The sequence below is a fragment of the Streptococcus sp. HMSC076C09 genome (genome assembly GCF_001837905.1).
GTDB classification, from domain to species: domain Bacteria; phylum Bacillota; class Bacilli; order Lactobacillales; family Streptococcaceae; genus Streptococcus; species Streptococcus parasanguinis_I.
Genome location: NZ_KV834651.1, coordinates 223,025 through 244,096 on the forward strand (window position 1 = coordinate 223,025; position 21,072 = coordinate 244,096).

A 21,072-nucleotide genomic window follows, 5' to 3' on the forward strand; every position below is an offset into this window, starting at 1 on the left:
AACGAATTACCGATTTCTGTCCCACTCTCTTTTTAGGATTCAAATGCATCCATGCCACCTTGGACGTTGGTCACATCGTAGCCTTGCTCTTCCAAAAATTGGCAAGCGCGTGCTGAGCGTCGACCAGACTTGCAGATGACATAATAGGGATGATCCTTCTCTAATTCCTGGTAGCGATCTGCTAACTCAGATAAGGGAAGAAGACGAACCCCATCTAAGTGAAGGGCATCATATTCCTCCTGCTCGCGTACATCAAGAACGTGTATGTTTCCTTTTTGATAAGCTTGGTAAAAGCTTGAAAATGGAATTTCTTTCATGATTTCTCCTGTAAGATATGTTATGGAAGGGTTAGGATTTCATAGTTAAAGCCAATAGACTCTAAAAATCGGAACAAGTCTTGGGTTTTAATAAAGATCGTTTTTTCGTTGGTATTGGGATGGAAGGTCATGATCTCCTCTGACACAATGTCTTTATCGAAATAGACTCGAATATCTTTTTCTTCATTGTTCAATAAACCAAATGGAGAAACCGTCCCTGGCGGTAATTTCATTTTTTCAGCTAAAGAATCTGCTGAAGCCATGCGGATCCGGTTGGCTTCCACTTGCTCTTTGAAATCATCCATATCCAATGGCTTCTGGTCATCCATGATGAGCAAATAGTATTGAGTTTTCTTTTTGTTGGTCAAAAACATGGTCTTAGTGCGGACACCTTCTAAGCCTTCAATATAAGAATCCGCCTGCTCCGTCGTAAATGCAGGTGGGTGTTCCACCACATCAAATGAAATTCCCAACTCATCTAATTTTTCTTTAACTTGTTGATAAGGATCCATCTTCGCTCTCCTTTATTTTTGAATGATCTCTTGTACTAAGGTTTGCAATTCTGGGACAACTTCTGCCTCAAACCAAGGATTTTTAGCCATCCAGATTTGATTACGAGGGGAAGGGTGAACAAGTGGAAAATAGGTTGGCAAATAGTCTTTAAAATGGTGGACCCGTTCGGTTACTTTGCCACTAACCTTTTCATGAAGGTAATAAGCTTGAGCATATTGTCCAATTAAGAGGGTTAACTCAATATCCGGACACTCCTTGAGAAGTTGAGGGTGCCACTTTTCCGCAAAGCCTTTGCGAGGTGGAAGGTCACCAGATTTCCCATGCCCTGGGAAATAAAAGTCCATGGGAATGACCGCAAACAAACCAGAATTATAAAAGGTGTCTTCGTCAACTCCTAACCATTCGCGCAGACGATCACCACTCTTGTCCTTCCAGTAAATACCAGCTTCTTCCGTCTTCATCCCTGGAGCTTGTCCGATGATATTGATACGAGCTGTCTTTGGGGCTGCAAAGAGTGGCTCTATCCCTTTCTCTGTATATTCTTTATTTTGAGGATCTGCCATAATGGCTTGTTTAATGCTTTCAATCCTTGACATAAGTCCTCCTTCTATGGAAAAACTCAGCCAGAAAAACTGGCCGAGTAGTGGATTATTTGATTAGTTCATAGATGGCTTCTGCGTAAATAGCTGCTGCACGATAGAGATCTTCGACATCTGCGAACTCATTAGCTTGGTGCATAGTATTGACATAGTCTGGGAACATAGCACCAAAGGCAACCCCACGTTTCAAGAGACGACCAAAGGTACCACCACCGATCACTTGTTCATGTCCTTTGAGGCCAGTTTGTTTTTCGTAAACACGCAAGAGGGTGGATACCAATTCATCATCCATCGGAACATAGTGAGGTGTGTGACCGTGGGCTGACAAGCTTACTGTAGCCACTCCTTCGATCTTTTCAAGGGTGGATTTGATGGTTTCAGGATCTGTTCCTTGAGGGTACCGGATATTGAGGGCAATGGTGTTGTCTGCTTGGCTTTCATCAAAATGGAAGACACCTGCATTCATGCTCAATGGTCCCATTTTGGCATCTGTATGGGCAATTCCTAATTTTTCACCAGCAAAATCTTCGTGAAGAAGCGAAGCTGTCACATGAAGGTAAGCCTTAGCAGCACCACCAAAATCAAATTGGTTCAACAAGAGAGCCAAGTAGGTCGCACCATTGATCCCATCTTCAGGAGTTGATCCGTGAGCAGATTTCCCAACAATGGTAACGGTATAGGTTTCTTCGTCAACAGTTGAAATTTCATACTTGAGCTGGTGTTCCTTGGCAAAGGCATCTAAGAGGCCAGCAAGATCTGGAAGTTGTCCAGAAACGACTGCAGTCGCCGACTCTGGTACCATGTTTTCACGAAGGCCACCTGTAAAGCTATGAAGATGGGCAGTTCCTGTGTTGTCATTTCCAAAATGAAGGTACTCAGTGATGTTTCCTTTTTCCCCATTGATGATTGGGAATTCCGCATCTGGTGAGAAGCCAAAATCTGGCTCAGGAAGTCCGACATGTTTGAAATAGTAATCCATGTCGCCCCAGCCCGATTCTTCATCCGTACCGACAACAAAGCGCACGCGCTTAGAAACAGGGAGTCCTAGGTCTTTAATGATCTTCAAACCATAGTAGCAGGCCATTGTAGGCCCTTTATCATCAGACGAACCACGCGCATAGAGCTTACCATTGATAATTTCTGGTTTGTATGGATCTGTCTTCCAACCACTACCTGCAGGCACGACGTCCATATGGGCAAAGATCCCAAGTTCTTCTTCTCCTTCACCAAAGGTAAAGTGACCGGCATAATTGTCGACATTCTTGGTTTCATATCCATCACGTTTGGCAATTTCCAAGAATTTTTCAAGAGCTTTTACAGGACCAGGTCCAAAAGGATGCTCTGCATCTGCCTTGCTGTCATCGCGTTCAGAATTGATTTCCAAGAGGCTGTATAAGTCAGCCATCATCTCATCGCGACGTTTTTCTACTTCTGCTTTAAAGTCAACTGTTGTCATGAATTCCTCCTCGATCTTCTATTTGCTAATTGGCTTAGCGTTTGTCAATGATTTCGTCCACTGGTAAGCGATAGCTCGGCTCTACTTTTTCAGCCGCATAGCCAACCGTAATCAAAACTTCTGGACGGAAACGCTCTTCGATGTCCAATACTTCATTGATTTTTGATTTATCAAATCCCAAAATAATATTGGTTCCAATGCCTTGGTCCGTCAAAGCCAATACCAAGTTCATAGCCACAAGACCGGCATTCAAAGCCAAGTAATCGCTTGTCTGTTGGGCATCATAGCGTGCAAATTCAGCAGGAAGGTTTTGCATAAAGTATTGCAACTGCTCGTCTGTGAAGTTTTTCACCCCACCGACACGCGCAATCTTGCGAGCCCGTTTTTGCAAATCAGTATCAGTAAAGAGGGCGATGGTCACAGGTGCTTCCATAACTTGATCGTAGTTTGCACCATAGGCTAATTTTGCCAATTCCGCATTTTTTTGACGAACGACCACAAATTTCCAAGGCTGGCTATTGTGGGCGCTAGGGGCCAAGGTTGCGATCTCAATGGCAGTCCGTACATCCTTTGGATCGACCGGTTGGTCAGTGAAATGCTTGATCGCATGGCGTTTTTTATTGAGCTCTAGAAATTTCATAAGCTTCTTCCTTTTCTATTTCTGTTACCTCTATTTTAACACAAAATGAAAGAGCTTGCAGGGTTTTACAGCCTAAGATTGTGAAAAAAGAAGCGGACATTTTGAAGATCCGCTTCTTTTTTATAGGTTGAATACACAAGAGATCCACCTATGATTCATTGGAAAGATTGAAATAGGCAGCTACTTCTTTGGTATAGCCGTATTTCTCAATTAAGGTAGTTAGCAACTCGATGTTATGGCCCCGATAGTTATCCTCGCGTCTCAGTTCTTCATACATCTCAATAAAGGGAAGACCCTTGTCCTTGGCATCTTGGAGCTCTCCTTCATAGTCATAGGCCACCTTACGAAATTGCAGGTTGGTCACTCCATCTTCTTCGACATCGATCAGCGCATACTGAGCTCTGTGGTTTTGAATTGGTTCCCAGTCGAAATATGGCATGCCAATAGTCCCTGGATTGAGAATCTGCTGGCCCTGGTTGCCATAGCGAAGCAACTGCTTGTGAACATGACCGTAGATGGCCATATCCGTCTGGTCATCCAGCAGTTGGTCAAAGTTCTCCGTCACATTAGCTGGACGCAAGTCACCACCATAATTCTTTTCTGGCAAGTTGTGGGTCAGTGAAAAACGAATACCATTGACCTCCTTCTTCTCTACCAATGGAAGGGATCGAAGCCAATCGATCCGCTTAGGATCCAGTCCTTCCATGAGGTACTGAGTGAGACGAAGAAGCTGGATCTCCTGTGGATCCTCGAGCCCGTACTCGCCATCCAAGGCCTCTAGGACACAATCGTCCCAATTTCCACGAACAGCTGCTGTAATGGGAATCGCATCCAGCAACTCAAAAAGGTCATCTCTTCCAGGCCCCGGAAGCAAAATGTCCCCTAAAAGCCAGTATTCCGTCGCGCCTTGAGCACGCGCATCCGCAATCACTGCCTCCAGGGCTGTCGTATCTCCGTGGATATCAGATAAAATAGCAATTCGATGGTTCATATCTACTCCTTTATGGATTGAAAAATCTGTGTGCCTTAAGTATAACAAAAACGAGCAAAAATAAAAAATGTGATCACACTTGGATATCACATTTTAAACGACCAGTCATCATTTGATTTCAAAACCATAAAAATATTTTCTTCCTTCGACCCAGTCTCGCTTGGAAACATCTTCAATGTAATCAATCATATTATCGATATCTTTTCTTGAAATTGTTTCGTTAACTTTTACTGGAACCCTTTTACCAGTAAATGTAGAAAGGAGAGCAGATTGAAGGTATTTATGAAACTTACCTTCAACTTGGATACCAGTATACAATGAAGTCATGATTTCCTTAGCAAACATTCCCGGAAAGACAGGAGAGCCCTTATAGTAATAGGTATCTGGTTCTTTCTGTTCGCTTACTAACGACCATAATTCTTCAACCTCTTCTTCGGTTGCTTCCTCCGTCGATAATTTCTGATCATAAAAATAATCATCCAATGCATCTTGGATCGCATATTCAATGTCTGAATCGCTATCTTCCCACTCGTCCCAAAGTGCAAGCAAATAAGGAACTACTTCATAGGACATCGTGTCCACAGCACCAGTGACAAATGTAAAAATAGCAAATTCTGACACATCGGATAAACATCTAAGATTGGAAACATCCCTTAAATCTTCATTGGTGCATACCGAGCAAAACAATCGAATACACAAATTTAAGACAGATTCATCTTTCGTTTGATTCATCAGTTCAATCAACAATGGTTTAACTGAAAAATCCCCCTTTTTTAATATCTCTGCAATCAGTAAAATACATTCTTTTTCATCAGAAATAGACTCTAGATTAGTTTTCAACTCTTTAAGAGACAAAGGACTAACCCCACCAAAATCTACTCCTGTCAGTAGTAAGTTATTTTCCATCAAACCTAAAATCCATTCGTTCCTATTGTATTTTAAGACGTGTGATCACATCTCGCCCCGCCTAAATCAGCATACAATAAAACTAGTATAACAAAAACGAGTACAAAACGTGAAAACCATCCACATGAATATGAATGGTTTAGACTATATTATAATAAGGTTCTAGAATGAACTAGATATTCCCTTCATCATCGGCTTCTTCATCCTCTACAACCTCTACATTCAAGTAACCATTATCTAGGTATTCTTCATGAGTGATTTCACCGCTATGATACATAAATTGCTTATTTAATTTTATGGACATTTGCTTAAACTCTGAAAAGCTATCTGCTAATCCGTCTAGAGCCAAAAAGACATCTACAAAACCAGTTGTATAATCTTGATCTTTTGATGAAGAAATCTTATCTTTCTTTTTGTCTAACAAGGTAATTCCATTTTTTAATTGCTCCAAGTAGTCTTCTATTTCATTCTCACAAGTTTTTAAATCAATAAGATATTCAGAATTATCTATATGCTGTTTAATATTTAATTGTTCAAAAAAATCGATATATTGTCTTATTAGTTTGCTTACTTCAATCATTTATTTAGTCTCCGCCCTGCTCCTAATTTGGTCTTCATTTTGTTTATTGTACCGTCAATATTTATTACTTTTTTAAATTCTCCATTCGACTTAAATACTTCCAAATGGTCTTTATGCATACCATCTAAATATATCTGATCACCTTTTTTAAGCCCAGGAATACTCTTATCTACTACTTCATAAATAGTTTGTCCATCATATCGCTTCTTTGTCTTTCTCACCGAACTTTTTAACTGTTCACCAAAATCCGTCTCAAAAAATTCTTGCATATTATTAACTGGTGTAGGAATCGATCTTCCCCCACCTCTACCTTCGAATGCTGCAATCTTCTGTTTGTGATCGACTGAGATTTGTTGGATGCGATCGGCGAAATCATCTATCTTCGTTGAGACGTTAGACTTTGGTAGATTAACATTTCCATCCCCTGCAAGAGCAAAGGCAGGTTGACGTTGATTTCCAATGGAATCCATCATGTTTTGAACATTTTGTCGACCTGTTTCCATCGCATCATTGAAGTTCCGAACTTTATTGGAAAGCGCTTCTGCACCTGCCGCAACAGTTTTATTCTTCACATTTGAAACACGGTTCTTGAAGTGTTCAAAAGCTTCTCCAGCTTGAACCTTGACATCGCCCACCTTGGTCTTGACATCTGTCCAAGTTGATTTGACGCGATCTTTAATGCTAGCCTTAAAGCTAGTCGCTTCCCCACTGTGGATATTGACATTGGCTGCTTGACTAGCTCTATAGGATTTGTATTTATTTCCGAGGTGACCAATGGTACGCCCAATCATTTGACTGGTTGCTAGGTTCGTCAAGGCCATCTGAGGGTCTTCCACAAAGTCATGCCCAAACTGGGCAGTATCATAGACATTTGCTCCCATATGAGCAAATCTTTCAGCCGCAAGGAGCGACTCTGAAGCTGTTTTACCAGCTATCTTTGTGGCAGTTGTCAACCCACCAGACAAAAGTGTTGTTGTAGCTTCTGCTAAAGCCCACTGAGTTTGTTCTGTGGAGAGAACTTCTCCAGAGATGGTCTCTCCGGTTGTTGCACGATAAAGAGCTTCTCCTCCAACGAGTACAGTCCCAGCTCCATATGCTAACGGAGCAAGAGTTCCCCCAGAGGCAAAGGTCCCCACAACTAGCAAACTAACACCAAGGATCTTGACCCCAGTCTCCACCCAACCAAGCCATTGTTCATTGTCTTTAGAAAAGGTGGATTTCATCCGTTTGTATTCACCCATTTCGGTTGGATAGAAAGCATCCATCAACTCACGGTCACTCAAGTCCTTAAGCTTATTATACGTATCTCTATCAGATTTTTCAAGTTCTTTAAGGTGCTCCTTAGCCACTTTTAGCTTTTCCTTGTACTTCGCAGCAGCAGCTGGTATTGGACTCTTGTCACTATTTAGGATATCAGACAAAGTGAAATGTTTAGTATTGGTTGTAGTTTGCTCAATTTGTCCAACCATCCCATTATTGATATAAGACTTTTCAGTTTCTTTATAGGTAAGATGGTCAGTTTTATATTGATTTTTTCCCTCATTGACCTTGTTGAGGGCCTCCATGGCATCTTCTAGTCCACCGATGTACTTGTTTTCTATATTTTGTACGATCTCCTTGTGAACTTCCTTTAAGGCTCTCATAATTTTTAAAACCTTATGCTCCGCATCTAGAAAGTCACTTTCCGGCATGTCTTTTCCTAAGGTCCCTTCACCTTGAGCGACATAGAGATCCTCAACTTGATTCGTTTTAACAATCTCAGTGGCCTTTTTTATATCTCTCAATAAGTCAACAACTTGCTTGACATTATTCTCGCCCCAGCCTAGGTTATCACCTTTTTCAAAGTCACTTTTATTTGTATAATACTCTGTCATCAAGCACCTCCTTTATTGGTCCGTCCACTGTAGAGGATAGCGTCTTCTGATTTAGGGCCCGTATAATCTGGCTTAGTTTGGCTTTCTTTGATATTTTCTTTAGTAAGTTCAAAAGCCTGTTGGGGATCCTGTTCCAGTGCTTGTTTTGTTTCTGGATCAATAGTTGGATCTACTAAAGCTGCATTGACAATGTCTGCTGCTAAGAGTTTGTCTGTGTCAATCATAGCTCGATAGGTTGTTTGGATATGATTGTACATCAACTCTGTTAAGGATTGAAATGTTTGGGCCTTAGCTGTAAAATGACTTAATTGCAATTCACCTAAACGTGATTGAAGTGATCCTTCCTTACAAACTGCGGGCACTTTTTCTACCAACTCTTGTAACTGAGTTGTCAGATCCATTGTGCTCATGACCAATTCACGCGCGGCTAATAAAAGTTCTTCTTGTTCTGTCAAGGAAATACTAATCTTTGGCATGGTTCAATCCTCACTTTCAATTGCTTGATCACTTCTTTTTCCATTACTTCTGTACTGACAGACCGAATCCGTTGTTCCAACATATCGTACTGATAGAGACCTGAAGGAGCATCCAAATAAAGATAAGCTGTCGAGCATTTCTTATAAGAATAAGTCATCACAGTTAATGCAGGTCTTTGACCGTAATAAATCAGTAATCGCTCATCTGAATACGGTTCCCAAGAAGAAGCATTGGGATTTCCTTCTCTTTGGGGATTTTGAGCACTCAAAAAATCATGGAGTTGTATCGTCATCCCAAGGAACTGAAAACTATGAATCCGATTAAGGGTGTATGCATTTTCCCCAACCCTTTCAATTACGATATGGTACCAACGATTTGAATCGACCAACTGTGCACAATAAAATTGCTGATCCACTTCACAGTGGGAAAAAGCCTTCTGGTACTGATCCAGATAGATTCCTCTAGCCATACAGGCTTCAGTTGGCTCATCGTTCTCATCAATCAGATCCATAGAGCGCAGATCTTCAAAACCTTTCTCTAGGACCTCTTTTAACTGTTCTAATTTCTCTTTCCCTTCAACTTCAGGAAGAGGAAGGAGAAAGAGATCTTCACTATAACCGTCATTTGTAATCATATGCAATGCATATAATGCTTCAATTGAAAAAATCATACGCTATCTATTTCCTTGATTCTCTTTGCGTCTTTTATGTGATAAAAGAGTGTTTCTAAACCATCTGCTGCTTCGTGTAACTTACCAACTGCATCCGCAAAATCTGCTTGATATTGTTGGATAAAATCTTTAAGGCCAAGATATTTCTCCTTGGTTTCACCAGACCAAAGTGATTCCTTTTGGCCTAAAGCACTCACTTGTGATGGGATGGTGGAATTGATTAGATTATGAACACTTTTCAGTTGCTCAATCAATGCCCTTAACTCACTATCCTCATAATGAACGGTATCATGAGTAAAACGTGACTCGATATCATTAATATTTGTATTCATATGCTAAAACCATCCTCTCGCCAGTTCCGACCAATCTTCTTCTATGCCTAGTCTTTCCCAACCTTTTTTGCCTTTGTTATACTCTGCTTTCACAGATTCCATCTGAGAATTAAGGGAGGCAATTTGAGCAACCAACTCATTGTATAGGTCTACAAAAGAAGCATTCGAATCATTTACAAAATCAACGTAATCTTGCAATTTATCACGATTTGTTTTCAACTTACTGGAAGCAGTATCCAAATAAGCATAACCAGCGTGACCATCAATCTTATCTATAATCCCTTTTGTATACTCGATATACTCGTCCATTTCTGAGGTCGAGCGTTTATGGTCAAGATTACAATTTTTTATACCATCACGCACTCTTTTATATTTATCTCGTTTCACTTTCAAACTATCGTACTGACTTTTTAAGGATGCGTCACTTGCCATAATATCTCCTGCCTTTCTTGTATATTGTATTAGTTTACCATATTTGAAGCATCATTTATACGATCAACCCTTATTTTTTACCTATATAAACATATCGCAATTATCTGTTGATTTTAACCTAAAAAGGATAAGTATTTTCATTACTTACCCTTGTTGATCTATATTTTCTTTAACCTCGAAATCTTATTCTCCATTCATTTTTTCTTGCACTGCCTCCGCGACTGCTCGTGGGATACCGACCGTGACGATCTCATCCACAGTAGCTTCCTTGATCTTGGTCAGTGACTTGAAGTGCTTCATCAGCAACTGCTTGCGTTTTGGTCCCAAACCTTCGATGCCATCCAGCTGAGAGGAGAAGGAATTCTTGGACCGTAGCTGGCGGTGGAAGGTGATGGCGAAACGGTGGACTTCATCTTGGATCCGTTGCAGGAGGAAAAATTCCTGTGAAGTCCGAGAGAGTTCGATGACTTGAAGGGGATCACCGAAGAGCAATTCATGGGTCTGGTGCTTGTCATTCTTTTGCAGGCCTGCGATAGGAATGTCCAGCCCCAACTCTTCTTGGATGACTCGCTTAGCGACATTAACCTGGCCCTGACCCCCATCGATGACGATTAGATCTGGTGGCGTCAAGCCATCCCGCATGACCCGACTGTAGCGTCTGCGAATGACCTCCCGCATGCTGGCATAGTCATCTGGTCCGACAACGGTCTTGATCTTGTACTTGCGGTAGTCCTTTTTACTTGGCTTCCCATTGACAAAGACCACCATGGCAGAAACGGGACTGGTCCCCATGATGTTGGAGTTGTCAAAGGACTCAATACGCACAGGAGTTGGGATTTGCAGGAGTTTTCCAAGGTTTTCAATAGCACCTTGGGTCTTCTCCATGGATTTTTCAAGGAGATTGAACTTCTGCTCCAGACTGACACGCGCATTTTTAATAGCCAGATTGACCAACTGCTTCTTCTCCCCACGCTGGGGCTTGAGGACCTTGGTATCCACTAGGGCCTTGACCGCTTCCTCATCGATATCCTGAGGGATCAGGATTTCATTGGGGATCAGGTGGGATTTCTCCTGGTAAAACTGCCCCACATAGGTCAAAAAATCCTCGTCCGGATCATTGTAGTAAGGAAAAAGGTTGACGTCGCGCTCGATCAGCTTACCCTGACGGACAAAGAAGACCTGCACACACATCCAGCCTTTGTCCACGTAGTAGCCAAAGACATCCCGGTTCTGCAAATCCTTAGCCATGACCCGCTGTTTGGTCCGCAGGGTCCCGATGGCCTGGATCAGATCGCGGTACTCGGCTGCCCGCTCAAATTCCATGTTTTGCGCAGCGGTATTCATCTTGAGCTTGAGCTCATCGATAATCTTATCATCCTGCCCCTTGAGGAAATCAGAAACCTCCTGGGCCATGCCCTTGAAATAGGACTCGTCCTTGTGGCATACTGTGTGGGCCATACATTGCCCTAAATGGTAGTAAAAGCAGACCTTGGAAGGCGGATTGGTACACTTGCGGAATGGGAAAATCCGATCCAAAAGCCTCTTGATCTCATTGGCCGCTCCCACATCTGGATAGGGACCAAAATAGAGACCACCATCCTTTTTGACCTGGCGCGTGATGATGAGGCGCGGATAACGCTCATTGGTAATCTTGATGAAGGGATAGGACTTGTCGTCCTTGAGCATGATATTGTACTTGGGCTTGTTCTCCTTGATCAGGTTGATCTCAAGAAGCAAGGCCTCAATATTGGACTCGGTGACGATAAATTCAAAATCCACAATCTCAGATACCAGCGCTTCCGTCTTAGTATCATGGCTCCCTCTGAAATAGGACCTCACCCGATTGCGAAGATTTTTGGCCTTACCCACATAGATGATGGTTCCGTTCTTGTCTTTGTGAATGTAACAGCCCGGGCTCGTCGGCAAGAGCTCGAGCTTGGATTTAATCAAGTTATTCATACTCTCTATTATAGCAAAAAAGAGAGGGGTTAGCCTCTCTCTAGTATGTTTGTATTATTGTTATCCACCTTCACCAAGTAAAAAATAATTATTAAATAGTATATCAGACCCTCATCCTCACTCCTTCATCTTCACTTGCCCTTTTTCATAGCAAAAAGAGGGATCTTAAAGGATCCCCCTTTACTAGCAATCGATAAACTTTATCCTTTGAGATTAGCCATCTGGAAGATCGGAATCACATAAGGAACAATAGACATCAGGATAGTAAATAACACGAAGAACCAGAACCAGAAGGACGCGAGGGCACGCTGGAAAACTCCCGGTTGAGGTTTATTGACTTGAATATAAGCCTTGATAGCTGGCCATTTAGTCGCAAGAACCACTATCATGACAATGGAACCAATGGCTAAAACACCGATTTGGAGCCAATTCGCTAGTCCCTCGTCCACATGATAGGCCACATAATGCAAGCCTTGGGAAATCACAAAATTATTGAAAATGTGATAGAAAATAGCCCACCAGATATTGTATTCAAAGGCAATGTAGCCGAATCCTAGGCCAATAATACTTGCGAAAAAGAGCTGGTCAAAGTTGGCATGGAAGAGACCAAACAAGATAGCCGTCATGACAATAGCAAAAATCTTCCCATACCGTTCCAAGCCTCGCAAGCCGGCCCCACGGAAGAAGAATTCCTCTGTGATAGGACCAAAAAAACCAGCATACAAGAGCATGGTCCAAGATCGCTCAATCGTATCTCCAAGATCTGGTGTCGGAGAGTGAAGGCCAATGGTCTCAAACATGCGCTCAATCACTTGTGTCATCACAGATGAAAAAACTTGAGAAAAGCCAAGAAAGGCGAGAAGAATAAAGAAGACTGAAAGAGTCATCTTACGTCCCTTGTGCTTAAGATCATATTTATAGAGGGCCTTCTTGCGATAGGCATTAAAAAGAAAGAGTCCAATGGAAATAGAGATGAGGTAGGGAATACCAGCCCAAACATTCAGGGCATTAAGTTTCTCCGTTACTTGACTTGGATCTTTTCTGAGAGAGCCTGCTATGGTCAATCCAAGGAGGACTTCCCACAGGACGGTTACCAAGGTCATTACCAAGAGATAAATGGCAAGTGTCCCGGAATACCTTCCTATATCTTTTTTAGGGTCTAATAATCGGTTGTATTGGTTCATTTCTTCCTCCTAGAAAATAGATAAAAACTTGCACACATTCCTTCGTATAAGACAAAGAAAATCAAAAAGGCATGCATAAAGTAGTCTTCTGGTAATGCAAGAATAATCGAATCCACGCGCGGATCAAAGAGCCAAGTATTGTCCCCAGCAAATAAGACCTGATGAAAGAGCGTAAAGAATTGATCAAAGCCAATCATAACAGCTATCACTGCAAGCACTACTGGTAAAACCATCATCCAAAAGAAGAGACTACGGTACAAGGTCAGGTAGCCTTTTTTGACGACTGTCCGCATAAACTGGATAAAACCAGGTAGTGTCACCACGAAAACAACTGTCACTAAGTGAAATAGGTACTTGACAGCCTCAAAATGGTGCAGTCCATTTTTTGAAGAGGGGAATTGAGGCATCTTCAACACCCATTGAAAAGGGTTGGTCAAGTAGTTCATCAAGACATTAAAATTCTTCATGATGACAGATGCCGAAAAACCAGTCCGGCTTTGAATCCCCAACCAATGAATCTCCATGGGATAGAGGACCCAAGCGAGAGCAATGGTGAGAAGGATTGCTGCTGATAAGATAAAGAAAAATAGGTTAATTGATTTCAAACTTTTAAGCATCAAAATCCCACTCCGCTAGACTGGCAACAACATGTGTCGGTGCGATTGGTAAGGTTGGCACTTCTTCTGGTTTGGTAAAACCTGTCGTCACCAAAAGGGTTGGAATCCCATTGTCAATACCCGCACGAATATCTGTTAAATAATTGTCCCCAACCATAACCACTTCTTCTCTTTCAAGACCCAAGTGTTCAATGGCCTTATCCATAATAATGGCCTTTGGTTTGCCAATGATCACAGGCTCGACCCGTGTCGCAGCCTCTACAAGCGCAATCAAGGATCCTGCCCCTGGCAGCAAGCCACGCTCCGTTGGGATGTTGAGGTCCGGATTGGTCCCGATAAAGTGAGCTCCCTTTTGAATCGCCAAGGTTGCTTTAGCAAACTTCTCATAATCCACTTGCCAATCCAGGCCAATCACCACATAATCAGGTGCTTCTTCATCGATAATATAGCCAGCTTCTTCCATAGCATCTTTGAGCCCCGCTTCTCCGATCACATAGACTCTTTTGCCCAAATTTTGGTCATTCATGTAGTCAATGGTTGCAAGGGTAGCTGTATAGATGGTCGACACAGGGGTTTCAATATTGAAGTGAGTCGCCAGCATATCCCGAACAGTCTCTGGTGTGCGGGTTGTATTGTTGGTCACAAAGAGATAGGGAATCTCACGCGCCTGCAATTCATGAACAAAAGCTTCTCCTGCAGGAATTCGTGATTTTCCTTTGTAAATAGTGCCATCCAAATCAATCAAATAGCCCTTATAGTGCATTTATTCTTCCTTTTCTGTTTCCGTTTCGTCATGTAACTTCTCTGCATCGACTCGTCCACCAGAACCATATAAGAGCAAGGCTCCAGCATAGAGGACAAATTGTAACACCAAACCTGTAAAATTAATCCCTTGACTTCCCGATTGGGTGAACAAGAAGGATGCTACCATGAGGATGACAATGGTCAATAACAAGCCTATCACGGTTGCCTGATCCACACTGATTTGATAAACCGTGCGTTTAGTGCTCCGATTTTTCCCGTCAGACTTAGTTTCTGGTTGCAAATTCTCGACAAAATCCGTCACTAAGGTCGCAGCGAGGCTGACTGTTGTGCTAAAGAGCACGCCTTGAGACAAGCGGTGATAGAAATTGGACCAGAAGGATCCTGATTGGCTAGTAATCCCAATCGAGAAGATCATGACCGGTAAAAGAAAGGCCAAGGTGAAATGGATCCAGACCCGATACCAGCGTATATCTTCTCTTAAAAAGCGATTAAAACTCTCTAAATTCAAGCGATAGCGGAAAAATTTATAAATTTCCTCTACCAGGATGATGCCCAAAGCACAAAGAGTCAAGAGCCAATCTCCCAACATGTACAAAGGGTTCTTTTGACGCTTGGCATAGGCCACAACCCGTTTTTGATAGCTTTCAAGTTCCTGTTTTTTATTTTTTAATCTTCTACTTTCCATAATTCCAACCCTTTTCTTCTACTTCTTCCCACTCAATTTCAGCTTGGGCATTGATCTGACTATCTGAAGTAATTTGGTGCTGAGTTTTCAAGCCCTCTTGTTCATATTGAGAGGTGATGAGACCTCCTGCTAGCACTTCTTTGACATATTTTAGATGAACTTTTTTAGGGATATGATGGGTCAAGAAGTCTGCTCCCATCACCTCAAAAACCCAGTCCAAGTACTTGCTATTGTTGACATGTCCGTTCATATCCAAGTCGTAAAACCGAACCCGGTATTCTTGTTCGACGCCGCCTTCTAATTCTTTGAAACGGGGACCACGGAGCATGGTTTTTGAAAATTCAGAGTCAAAGGCATCCGTGATTTCACTCATAACAGGATGAACCTTGCGTGTATCCCGATCCATCAAGACAAAGGTCGCGACCATCTCAATGATAGTATTTCCTGCTTCATCCTTGATATTAAAGGCCCGGTAGCAGAAAAGTCGATTGTGACTCTTGGCATAGGTTTCGATAGTGATTTTCTCATCAAAAACAGGGAGACGCTCGATCTTCATATTGTAATCCGTGATAATCCAGACTAGATTGTAGTTCTCTAAAATGTACATATCACTCATACCCAGCTCAATCGATTGCATGCCCGATACCTGTAAAGACAGCAAGATCAATTGGGGAATCTTAATATAACCATTGACATCGCTCATATCAAACGGAATTTTCATGCTGTATTCAAATGTTTTTGCCATTTTCTACTCCAAAATAAACTTCTCTGCTACAGTGTCTCCTAAAAAGAGACCTTTCTTGGTCATTCGTACAATGTCCTTGTCAGGGACCAAAAGTCCCTGCTGGATCAATTCCTCAACCACCGGTCCATATTGTTGGTCAAAATTCACACCAAATTTTTCTTCAAAACGCTTCTTGGAAACGCCTGTTTTCTTACGTAGTCCTAGAAACATCTCTTCTTCCATCATTTCTGTCTGAGTCAGATGCTCTTCTTGGACACGCGCATTTCCCTCTTCGACAGCTTGCATATAGTGACGAATGGGGCCATGATTCTTGTAGCGAATCCCATCGACATAGCCGGATGCTCCAGCTCCCAGACCATAATACTCAGCATTGTCCCAATACATGAGATTGTGTCGACTTTCAAAACCAGGCTTGGAGAAATTAGAAATTTCGTAATGCTCAAAGCCCGCTCGCTCCAACTCCTGAATAATGTATTCAAACATCTCTGCTTCCAACTCCTCTTTTGGTAGAGGAAGCTTGCCCCGTCTCATGCGATTCATAAAAACTGTGTGATTCTCCAGAATCAAGCTATAAAGACTCATGTGGGGAATGTCAAGGGCAAGAGCCTTAGCGACATTCTCTTTGACCTGGTCCATGGTTTGCGTCGGAAGTGCATAGATGAGGTCGATCGAAATATTGTCAAAACCAGCCAGCTTCAGACGGTCGATATTATCATAAATATCCTGCTCTTGATGGCTCCGACCGATCTTCTTGAGCAAGCGATTATCAAAAGTCTGCACGCCCAATGAAACCCGATTAACCGGCGAATCCTTCAAGACCGCAATCTTATCCGGATCCAAATCACCAGGATTGGCCTCGATGGTCAACTCCTCCATCTGAGACAGATCAAGCGACTTGGTCAGCTCCTTAAGAAGATAGGCTAGCTGATCTGCAGATAAGGCCGTCGGTGTCCCACCCCCGATATAGAGAGTCCGTAAGTTTGTAATTTCTTCCCGACGAAATTCTTGGATCAAATGATCTAGATAAGCATCGACCGGTTGGTTCTTAATAAAGACCTTCGAAAAATCACAATAAAAACAAATCTGGGTACAAAATGGGATGTGGACATAAGCGGACGTTGGTTTTGTATGCATATCTTTAATTATACCATAAAATCCCCCCGAGTCCGAAAAGAAAAGGGAATAAGAAGCAAGGAATTCCTTGACATTAACGAATAAAAGGAATAGAATAAATCTAATCATATTCGGAGGTAAGGAGATATGAACAACTAAGTTTCGTTAAATAAAATACTTTATTTAGTGGACTGCTTGTTCTATCTCTTTTTGTGTACCCTCTTGCCTATTTCCCAACTTTTTTTGGCTAAATAAGGTCTTTTTCTGCCTGGGTTCCACATGAATACAGCTCTACTAAATAGGTAGAGCTGTTTTTTTTGCCCCAGTAGAAAGGAATCTTATGCTAAAACTATCCCACCTTACCATCCGCCATACAAAAGATTTACGAGATTTGGTTCGCGATCTGTCCCTAACCATTCATGAAGGGGAAAAAGTTGCCATTATTGGCGAAGAAGGAAATGGAAAATCTTCCTTGCTTCAGGTCCTTATGTCCCCAAAATCCCTACCAGATTATCTGATCACGGAAGGAGAAATCACCACTTCCTTTCACTCCTATGCCTATATTCCCCAGGCGTTGCCGGAAACATTGAAGAGGAAAACCTTGGAAGAATATTTTTTTGGAGAGGACGAGCTAGACTATGCCAGCCTCTACAGACTGGCTGATCAATTGCAATTTAATAGCGACCGATTTGCAAGCGACCAAGCTATCGGAAGTCTATCTGGAGGAGAAGCCCTCAAAGTCCAACTGCTTCACGAACTTTGTTGTCCTCATGAATTGCTATTTTTAGATGAACCTTCAAACGATCTGGATTTGGAAACTCTGGACTGGCTCCAGCAGATGATCCAAACGAGTCCCCAAACCATCATATTTATTTCCCATCATGAGGATTTTTTGACTCAGACGGCGGATACCATCATACACCTCAGACAGATCAAACACCGCAAGGAAGCTGAAACCATCGTAGAGCACCTAGGCTATCAAGACTACAGTAGCCAGAGGGAACAACAATTTAAGCAACAGTCTCAGCAAGCGGCCAACGATCAACGAGCCTACCGAAAAACAATGGAGAAGCACCGTCGCGTCCGTCAGCAAGTCCAAACTTCCTTACGAAATACCAAAGATAGCACTGCTGGACGTCTCCTGGCAAAGAAAATGAAGTCCCTCCTCTCACAAGAAAAGCGCTACGAGCGAGAATTCCAATCCATGACTTCCCAACCCTATGATGAGGAAATCATCAATCTGCATTTTCCTCCCCTCACTCCCTTGTCTCCTCAAAAACGAGTCCTTCTCTTAGATCAGGAAGAGCTCGCAATTGGTGACCGTGTCCTGGTCAAGAACCTCTCCCTCACACTTCAAGGGCAGGATAAGATAGGAATTATCGGTTCCAACGGTGTTGGGAAATCCACTTTCCTAAAAATGATCTGGGAGATCTTACGGAAGAATGAGAGTATCCGCACTGCCTATATGCCTCAAGATTACACTGAAGGCCTCCCTCTGACTCAGACACCCGTTCAATTTCTACAGCATTCAGGTGATCGCGAAGAAATCAACACTATTCAATTGCATTTAGCCTCCCTCAACTTTACTTATTCTGAAATGCATCATCCTATCTCTGAACTTTCTGGTGGCCAGCAAGGAAAACTCTTCCTCCTTCAATTAGTACTCACAAGTCCCCAGTTTCTGCTCTTGGACGAGCCTACTCGTAATTTTTCCCCCACTTCCCAACCAGAAATTCGTCGCCTATTCGCAGACTACCCAGGCGGACTGGTTACAGTGTCCCACGATCGGACCTTCCTCAAAGAAGTCTGCCAAAAAATCTATCGTCTGACTGAAAATGGCTTCGTAGAGATAGAGTCGCTCTAACGTAAAAAAGATTGGCCCAAAAACCAATCTTTTACATTTAAAATAAAGTCCTCTTAGAAACTTTCCTTAGGCGAGAACGGACGTCAGCGAACTTCATAGAAGTTCCATGACTTAGTTTTGAACCTAAGGTTTCAAAACTCCCGAGTGCCTGAAACCATTAAGTTTCAGGCACTTTTCTCACAGCGAAAAGTTTCAATAGAGGATTGGATAACTCTGAATTTGTTAGATTTGTATAAAAGAACAGTTCGTCAACGTTCTCCAAACTTGGTTTTGACCAATTATTTTATCTAATTTCGCCCTGCCTCTTGTCCCATTTCTTGGGTGCGTTTGTAGGCAGCTTCCACACCTGCAATAATGTCGCCCCGTAGGCCGACTTGTTCTAAGCGATTGACTCCTGCGATAGTTGAGCCACCTGGGCTACAAACTGCATCTCGCAAGCGGGCTGGGTGCTCACCTGTCTCTAGGACCATTTGACTAGCGCCTTGGAAGGTCTGGGCCGCCATCTGAAGAGACTGACTACGTGGTAATCCCAAGGCTACTCCTGCATCCGCCATGGCCTCAATCATCTGATAGACAAAGGCTGGACCACAGCCTGCAACAGCAGTTGCAGGATCCATCAGTTTTTCTTCGATTTCATAGAGAGCTCCTGCTCCTGCTAAGAGCTGGTTGACTTGGGCTAGTTGTTGGTCTGTCACTGCTTGGGAGCGGGTCAGACTAATGACACCTTGACCGATGGCTACGGGCGTATTAGGCATGATGCGGATAAGCCCCACCCGCTCATTTTTAACCACACTTGCCATTTGCTCCAGTTCCAGACCTGCTGCCATAGAAACCAACAGGAGATTGGAGTGTTGGCCCAAAATGTCCTGGTACTCTTCTAGTAAAGGGCAGATCTGGTAGGGTTTGACTCCTAAGAAGATAATCTCTGCCTCTTCAAATGCCTGTTGAACATGAGATGCTTTGCCGCCATACTGGCTGATAAACTCTTCCACCTTTTTAGGGGAACGATTGACCAAGAGCAGGTCTGTGGCAGCTACTTCTTTTGCGACCGCTTTGGCCAGACTAGCTCCCATATTTCCAAGACCGATAAATGCTACTTTCATGACTTACCTCACTTGACCATTTCCACTGACGATATACTTGTAACTAGTCATCTCCCGCAGTCCCATTGGTCCACGCGCATGGAGTTTTTGGGTCGAGATCCCCATTTCACAACCTAGGCCAAATTGACCCCCATCTGTAAAGCGTGTAGACGCATTGACATAAACGGCTGCTGAATCTACTTGCTTTGTAAAATAAGCGGCTGTCTCAGGATTTTCAGTCACAATGGCATCCGAATGATGGGTGCTGTGGGCTTCTATGTGGTCCACCGCTTCCTCAACTCCATCAACGACCTTGACTGCTAATATATAATCTAAAAATTCGGTATCAAAATCCTGCTCCTGTGCTGCTGTTCCCGAAATGATGGCCTGTGCTTGCTCATCTACGCGCAACTCAACGGATCTTTCTCGTGCATCCACTAAGCGCTCTTTGACCAAAGGCAAGAAATCAGACGCGATCGCTCGATCGACCAACAAGACCTCCATAGCGTTGCAGACAGAGGGGCGACTGGTCTTGGCATTTTCAATAATCGCTAGGGCTTTCTGGAAGTCAGCCTCCTTGTCCACATAGACATGAACAATTCCAGTTCCTGTCTCGATCACGGGGACAATGGCATTTTCAACCACCGCTTGGATCAATCCAGCACCACCACGTGGAATGAGCAAATCTAGATAGCCCTTAGCCTTCATCATAGCAAGGCTGGAAGCTCGACTCGTATCTTGGATCAATTGGAGAAGGTCTGGATTGAGTCCGACTTCTTCCAATCCAGCCTTGAGTGCGGTCACGATCGCTTGGGCAGAATGAAAGGCATCCTTTCCAGTACGAAGAACCACTGCATTTCCACTCTTGATGCAAGCGCTGCAGCGTCTGACGTTACATTTGGACGGCTTTCATAAATGATCCCAATGACGCCCATAGCGACTCGAACTTTCTGGATTTCAAGGCCATTTTCCAAAACTTCAGTATCCAGCACTTCCCCAATCGGATCTGGCAGATCGATTAAAGCACGGATCCCTTCTGCCATCCCTTCAATCCGCTCTTGATCAAGAAATAGACGATCTAGCATGACTTCAGAGATCTTCCCGCGTGCCGCTTCCATATCGATTTGATTGGCTGCTAAAATGGCTTCCGTCGCTTTCAGAAGCTGACTGGCCATAGCTTCTAAGGCCTGATTTTTAAGAGCTGTACTGGCCGTATTGATGCTTTTCTTAGCCGATCTCGCTAAGGCTAATTGTTCTTGTGTTGTTTCCAT

Annotated in this window: 22 protein-coding genes and 1 pseudogene; 1 reads left to right on the forward strand and 22 read right to left on the reverse strand. The window is 43.0% G+C overall.

Translation table 11 applies throughout. The features are described from left to right. Positions 1-32: 32 nt before the first annotated feature. From HMPREF2704_RS09950 to hemW, 20 genes are all read right to left on the reverse strand, one after another. Positions 33-317 (reverse strand): rhodanese-like domain-containing protein, encoded by a 285-nt coding sequence (locus HMPREF2704_RS09950; protein ID WP_049507134.1) that lies wholly within the window; start codon positions 315-317, stop codon positions 33-35. 20 nt (positions 318-337) lie between these two features. Next, positions 338-829, reverse strand: a complete 492-nt coding sequence (locus tag HMPREF2704_RS09955; RefSeq protein ID WP_049507136.1) for a prolyl-tRNA synthetase associated domain-containing protein — start codon at positions 827-829, stop codon at positions 338-340. 12 nt (positions 830-841) lie between these two features. Beyond that, a complete protein-coding gene (locus HMPREF2704_RS09960) occupies positions 842-1,426 on the reverse strand; it encodes a uracil-DNA glycosylase family protein (protein WP_070846535.1) in 585 nt (194 codons plus the stop codon). A 52-nt stretch (positions 1,427-1,478) separates the two neighbouring features. Next, positions 1,479-2,885 carry a dipeptidase PepV gene (pepV, locus tag HMPREF2704_RS09965; protein ID WP_003011449.1) on the reverse strand — a complete coding sequence of 469 codons (1,407 nt, stop codon included), beginning with the start codon at positions 2,883-2,885 and terminating at the stop codon, positions 1,479-1,481. A 34-nt stretch (positions 2,886-2,919) separates the two neighbouring features. Next, positions 2,920-3,525, reverse strand: a complete 606-nt coding sequence (locus tag HMPREF2704_RS09970; protein WP_003001591.1) for a nitroreductase family protein — start codon at positions 3,523-3,525, stop codon at positions 2,920-2,922. 148 nt (positions 3,526-3,673) lie between these two features. Then, positions 3,674-4,516: a metallophosphoesterase family protein gene (locus tag HMPREF2704_RS09975; RefSeq protein WP_003011448.1), complete on the reverse strand. Its 843-nt coding sequence runs from the start codon at positions 4,514-4,516 to the stop codon at positions 3,674-3,676. Between the two features lie 108 nt (positions 4,517-4,624). Continuing rightward, complete coding sequence (gene imm47, locus HMPREF2704_RS09980) at positions 4,625-5,422, reverse strand: Imm47 family immunity protein (protein ID WP_024054868.1); 798 nt, start codon at positions 5,420-5,422, stop codon at positions 4,625-4,627. A gap of 172 nt (positions 5,423-5,594) precedes the next feature. Then, a complete protein-coding gene (locus HMPREF2704_RS09985; RefSeq protein WP_024054867.1) occupies positions 5,595-6,002 on the reverse strand; it encodes a hypothetical protein in 408 nt (135 codons plus the stop codon). Further along, positions 5,999-7,876, reverse strand: coding sequence for a hypothetical protein (locus HMPREF2704_RS11610; protein ID WP_256318991.1), 1,878 nt, complete (start codon positions 7,874-7,876; stop codon positions 5,999-6,001). The genes HMPREF2704_RS09985 and HMPREF2704_RS11610 overlap by 4 nt, the downstream gene beginning before the upstream one ends. Continuing rightward, entirely contained in the window at positions 7,876-8,352 is a 477-nt protein-coding gene (locus HMPREF2704_RS09995) for a hypothetical protein (RefSeq protein ID WP_070846537.1), read from the reverse strand. The genes HMPREF2704_RS11610 and HMPREF2704_RS09995 overlap by 1 nt, the downstream gene beginning before the upstream one ends. Then, positions 8,328-9,023 (reverse strand): hypothetical protein, encoded by a 696-nt coding sequence (locus HMPREF2704_RS10000; protein WP_070846539.1) that lies wholly within the window; start codon positions 9,021-9,023, stop codon positions 8,328-8,330. The genes HMPREF2704_RS09995 and HMPREF2704_RS10000 overlap by 25 nt, the downstream gene beginning before the upstream one ends. Then, positions 9,020-9,355, reverse strand: a complete 336-nt coding sequence (locus HMPREF2704_RS10005) for a hypothetical protein (protein WP_070846541.1) — start codon at positions 9,353-9,355, stop codon at positions 9,020-9,022. Before HMPREF2704_RS10005 ends, HMPREF2704_RS10000 begins: the two co-directional genes overlap by 4 nt. A gap of 3 nt (positions 9,356-9,358) precedes the next feature. Then, on the reverse strand, positions 9,359-9,787 hold the full coding sequence (locus HMPREF2704_RS10010; RefSeq protein WP_070846543.1) for a hypothetical protein: 429 nt from the start codon (positions 9,785-9,787) through the stop codon (positions 9,359-9,361). Positions 9,788-9,970: 183 nt separating this feature from the next. Continuing rightward, on the reverse strand, positions 9,971-11,746 hold the full coding sequence (uvrC, locus tag HMPREF2704_RS10015) for an excinuclease ABC subunit UvrC (RefSeq protein ID WP_070846545.1): 1,776 nt from the start codon (positions 11,744-11,746) through the stop codon (positions 9,971-9,973). A gap of 200 nt (positions 11,747-11,946) precedes the next feature. Next, positions 11,947-12,930: a CPBP family intramembrane glutamic endopeptidase gene (locus HMPREF2704_RS10020; protein WP_031573660.1), complete on the reverse strand. Its 984-nt coding sequence runs from the start codon at positions 12,928-12,930 to the stop codon at positions 11,947-11,949. After that, on the reverse strand, positions 12,927-13,547 hold the full coding sequence (locus tag HMPREF2704_RS10025; protein WP_049474583.1) for a TIGR01906 family membrane protein: 621 nt from the start codon (positions 13,545-13,547) through the stop codon (positions 12,927-12,929). The genes HMPREF2704_RS10020 and HMPREF2704_RS10025 overlap by 4 nt, the downstream gene beginning before the upstream one ends. Continuing rightward, positions 13,540-14,310: a TIGR01457 family HAD-type hydrolase gene (locus HMPREF2704_RS10030; protein ID WP_070449080.1), complete on the reverse strand. Its 771-nt coding sequence runs from the start codon at positions 14,308-14,310 to the stop codon at positions 13,540-13,542. Before HMPREF2704_RS10030 ends, HMPREF2704_RS10025 begins: the two co-directional genes overlap by 8 nt. Continuing rightward, entirely contained in the window at positions 14,311-14,997 is a 687-nt protein-coding gene (locus tag HMPREF2704_RS10035; RefSeq protein ID WP_049474586.1) for a hypothetical protein, read from the reverse strand. It abuts the gene before it with no gap. Then, the gene (locus tag HMPREF2704_RS10040; RefSeq protein ID WP_021153379.1) at positions 14,987-15,742 is read right to left on the reverse strand and encodes an acyl-ACP thioesterase domain-containing protein; all 756 of its coding nucleotides are present in this window, start codon (positions 15,740-15,742) and stop codon (positions 14,987-14,989) included. Before HMPREF2704_RS10040 ends, HMPREF2704_RS10035 begins: the two co-directional genes overlap by 11 nt. Positions 15,743-15,745: 3 nt before the next feature. Then, positions 15,746-16,876: a radical SAM family heme chaperone HemW gene (hemW, locus tag HMPREF2704_RS10045; protein ID WP_070846547.1), complete on the reverse strand. Its 1,131-nt coding sequence runs from the start codon at positions 16,874-16,876 to the stop codon at positions 15,746-15,748. Positions 16,877-17,195: 319 nt separating this feature from the next. Between hemW and HMPREF2704_RS10050 the strand changes: the two genes are divergently transcribed. Continuing rightward, positions 17,196-18,719: an ATP-binding cassette domain-containing protein gene (locus HMPREF2704_RS10050; protein WP_070846550.1), complete on the forward strand. Its 1,524-nt coding sequence runs from the start codon at positions 17,196-17,198 to the stop codon at positions 18,717-18,719. Positions 18,720-19,006: 287 nt separating this feature from the next. Here HMPREF2704_RS10050 and proC read toward each other — a convergent pair whose 3' ends face one another. Together proC and HMPREF2704_RS10060 are read right to left on the reverse strand one after the other, a co-directional pair. After that, positions 19,007-19,822, reverse strand: a complete 816-nt coding sequence (proC, locus tag HMPREF2704_RS10055; protein ID WP_070846552.1) for a pyrroline-5-carboxylate reductase — start codon at positions 19,820-19,822, stop codon at positions 19,007-19,009. Between the two features lie 3 nt (positions 19,823-19,825). Beyond that, positions 19,826-21,072 (reverse strand): annotated as a pseudogene (locus HMPREF2704_RS10060) (glutamate-5-semialdehyde dehydrogenase).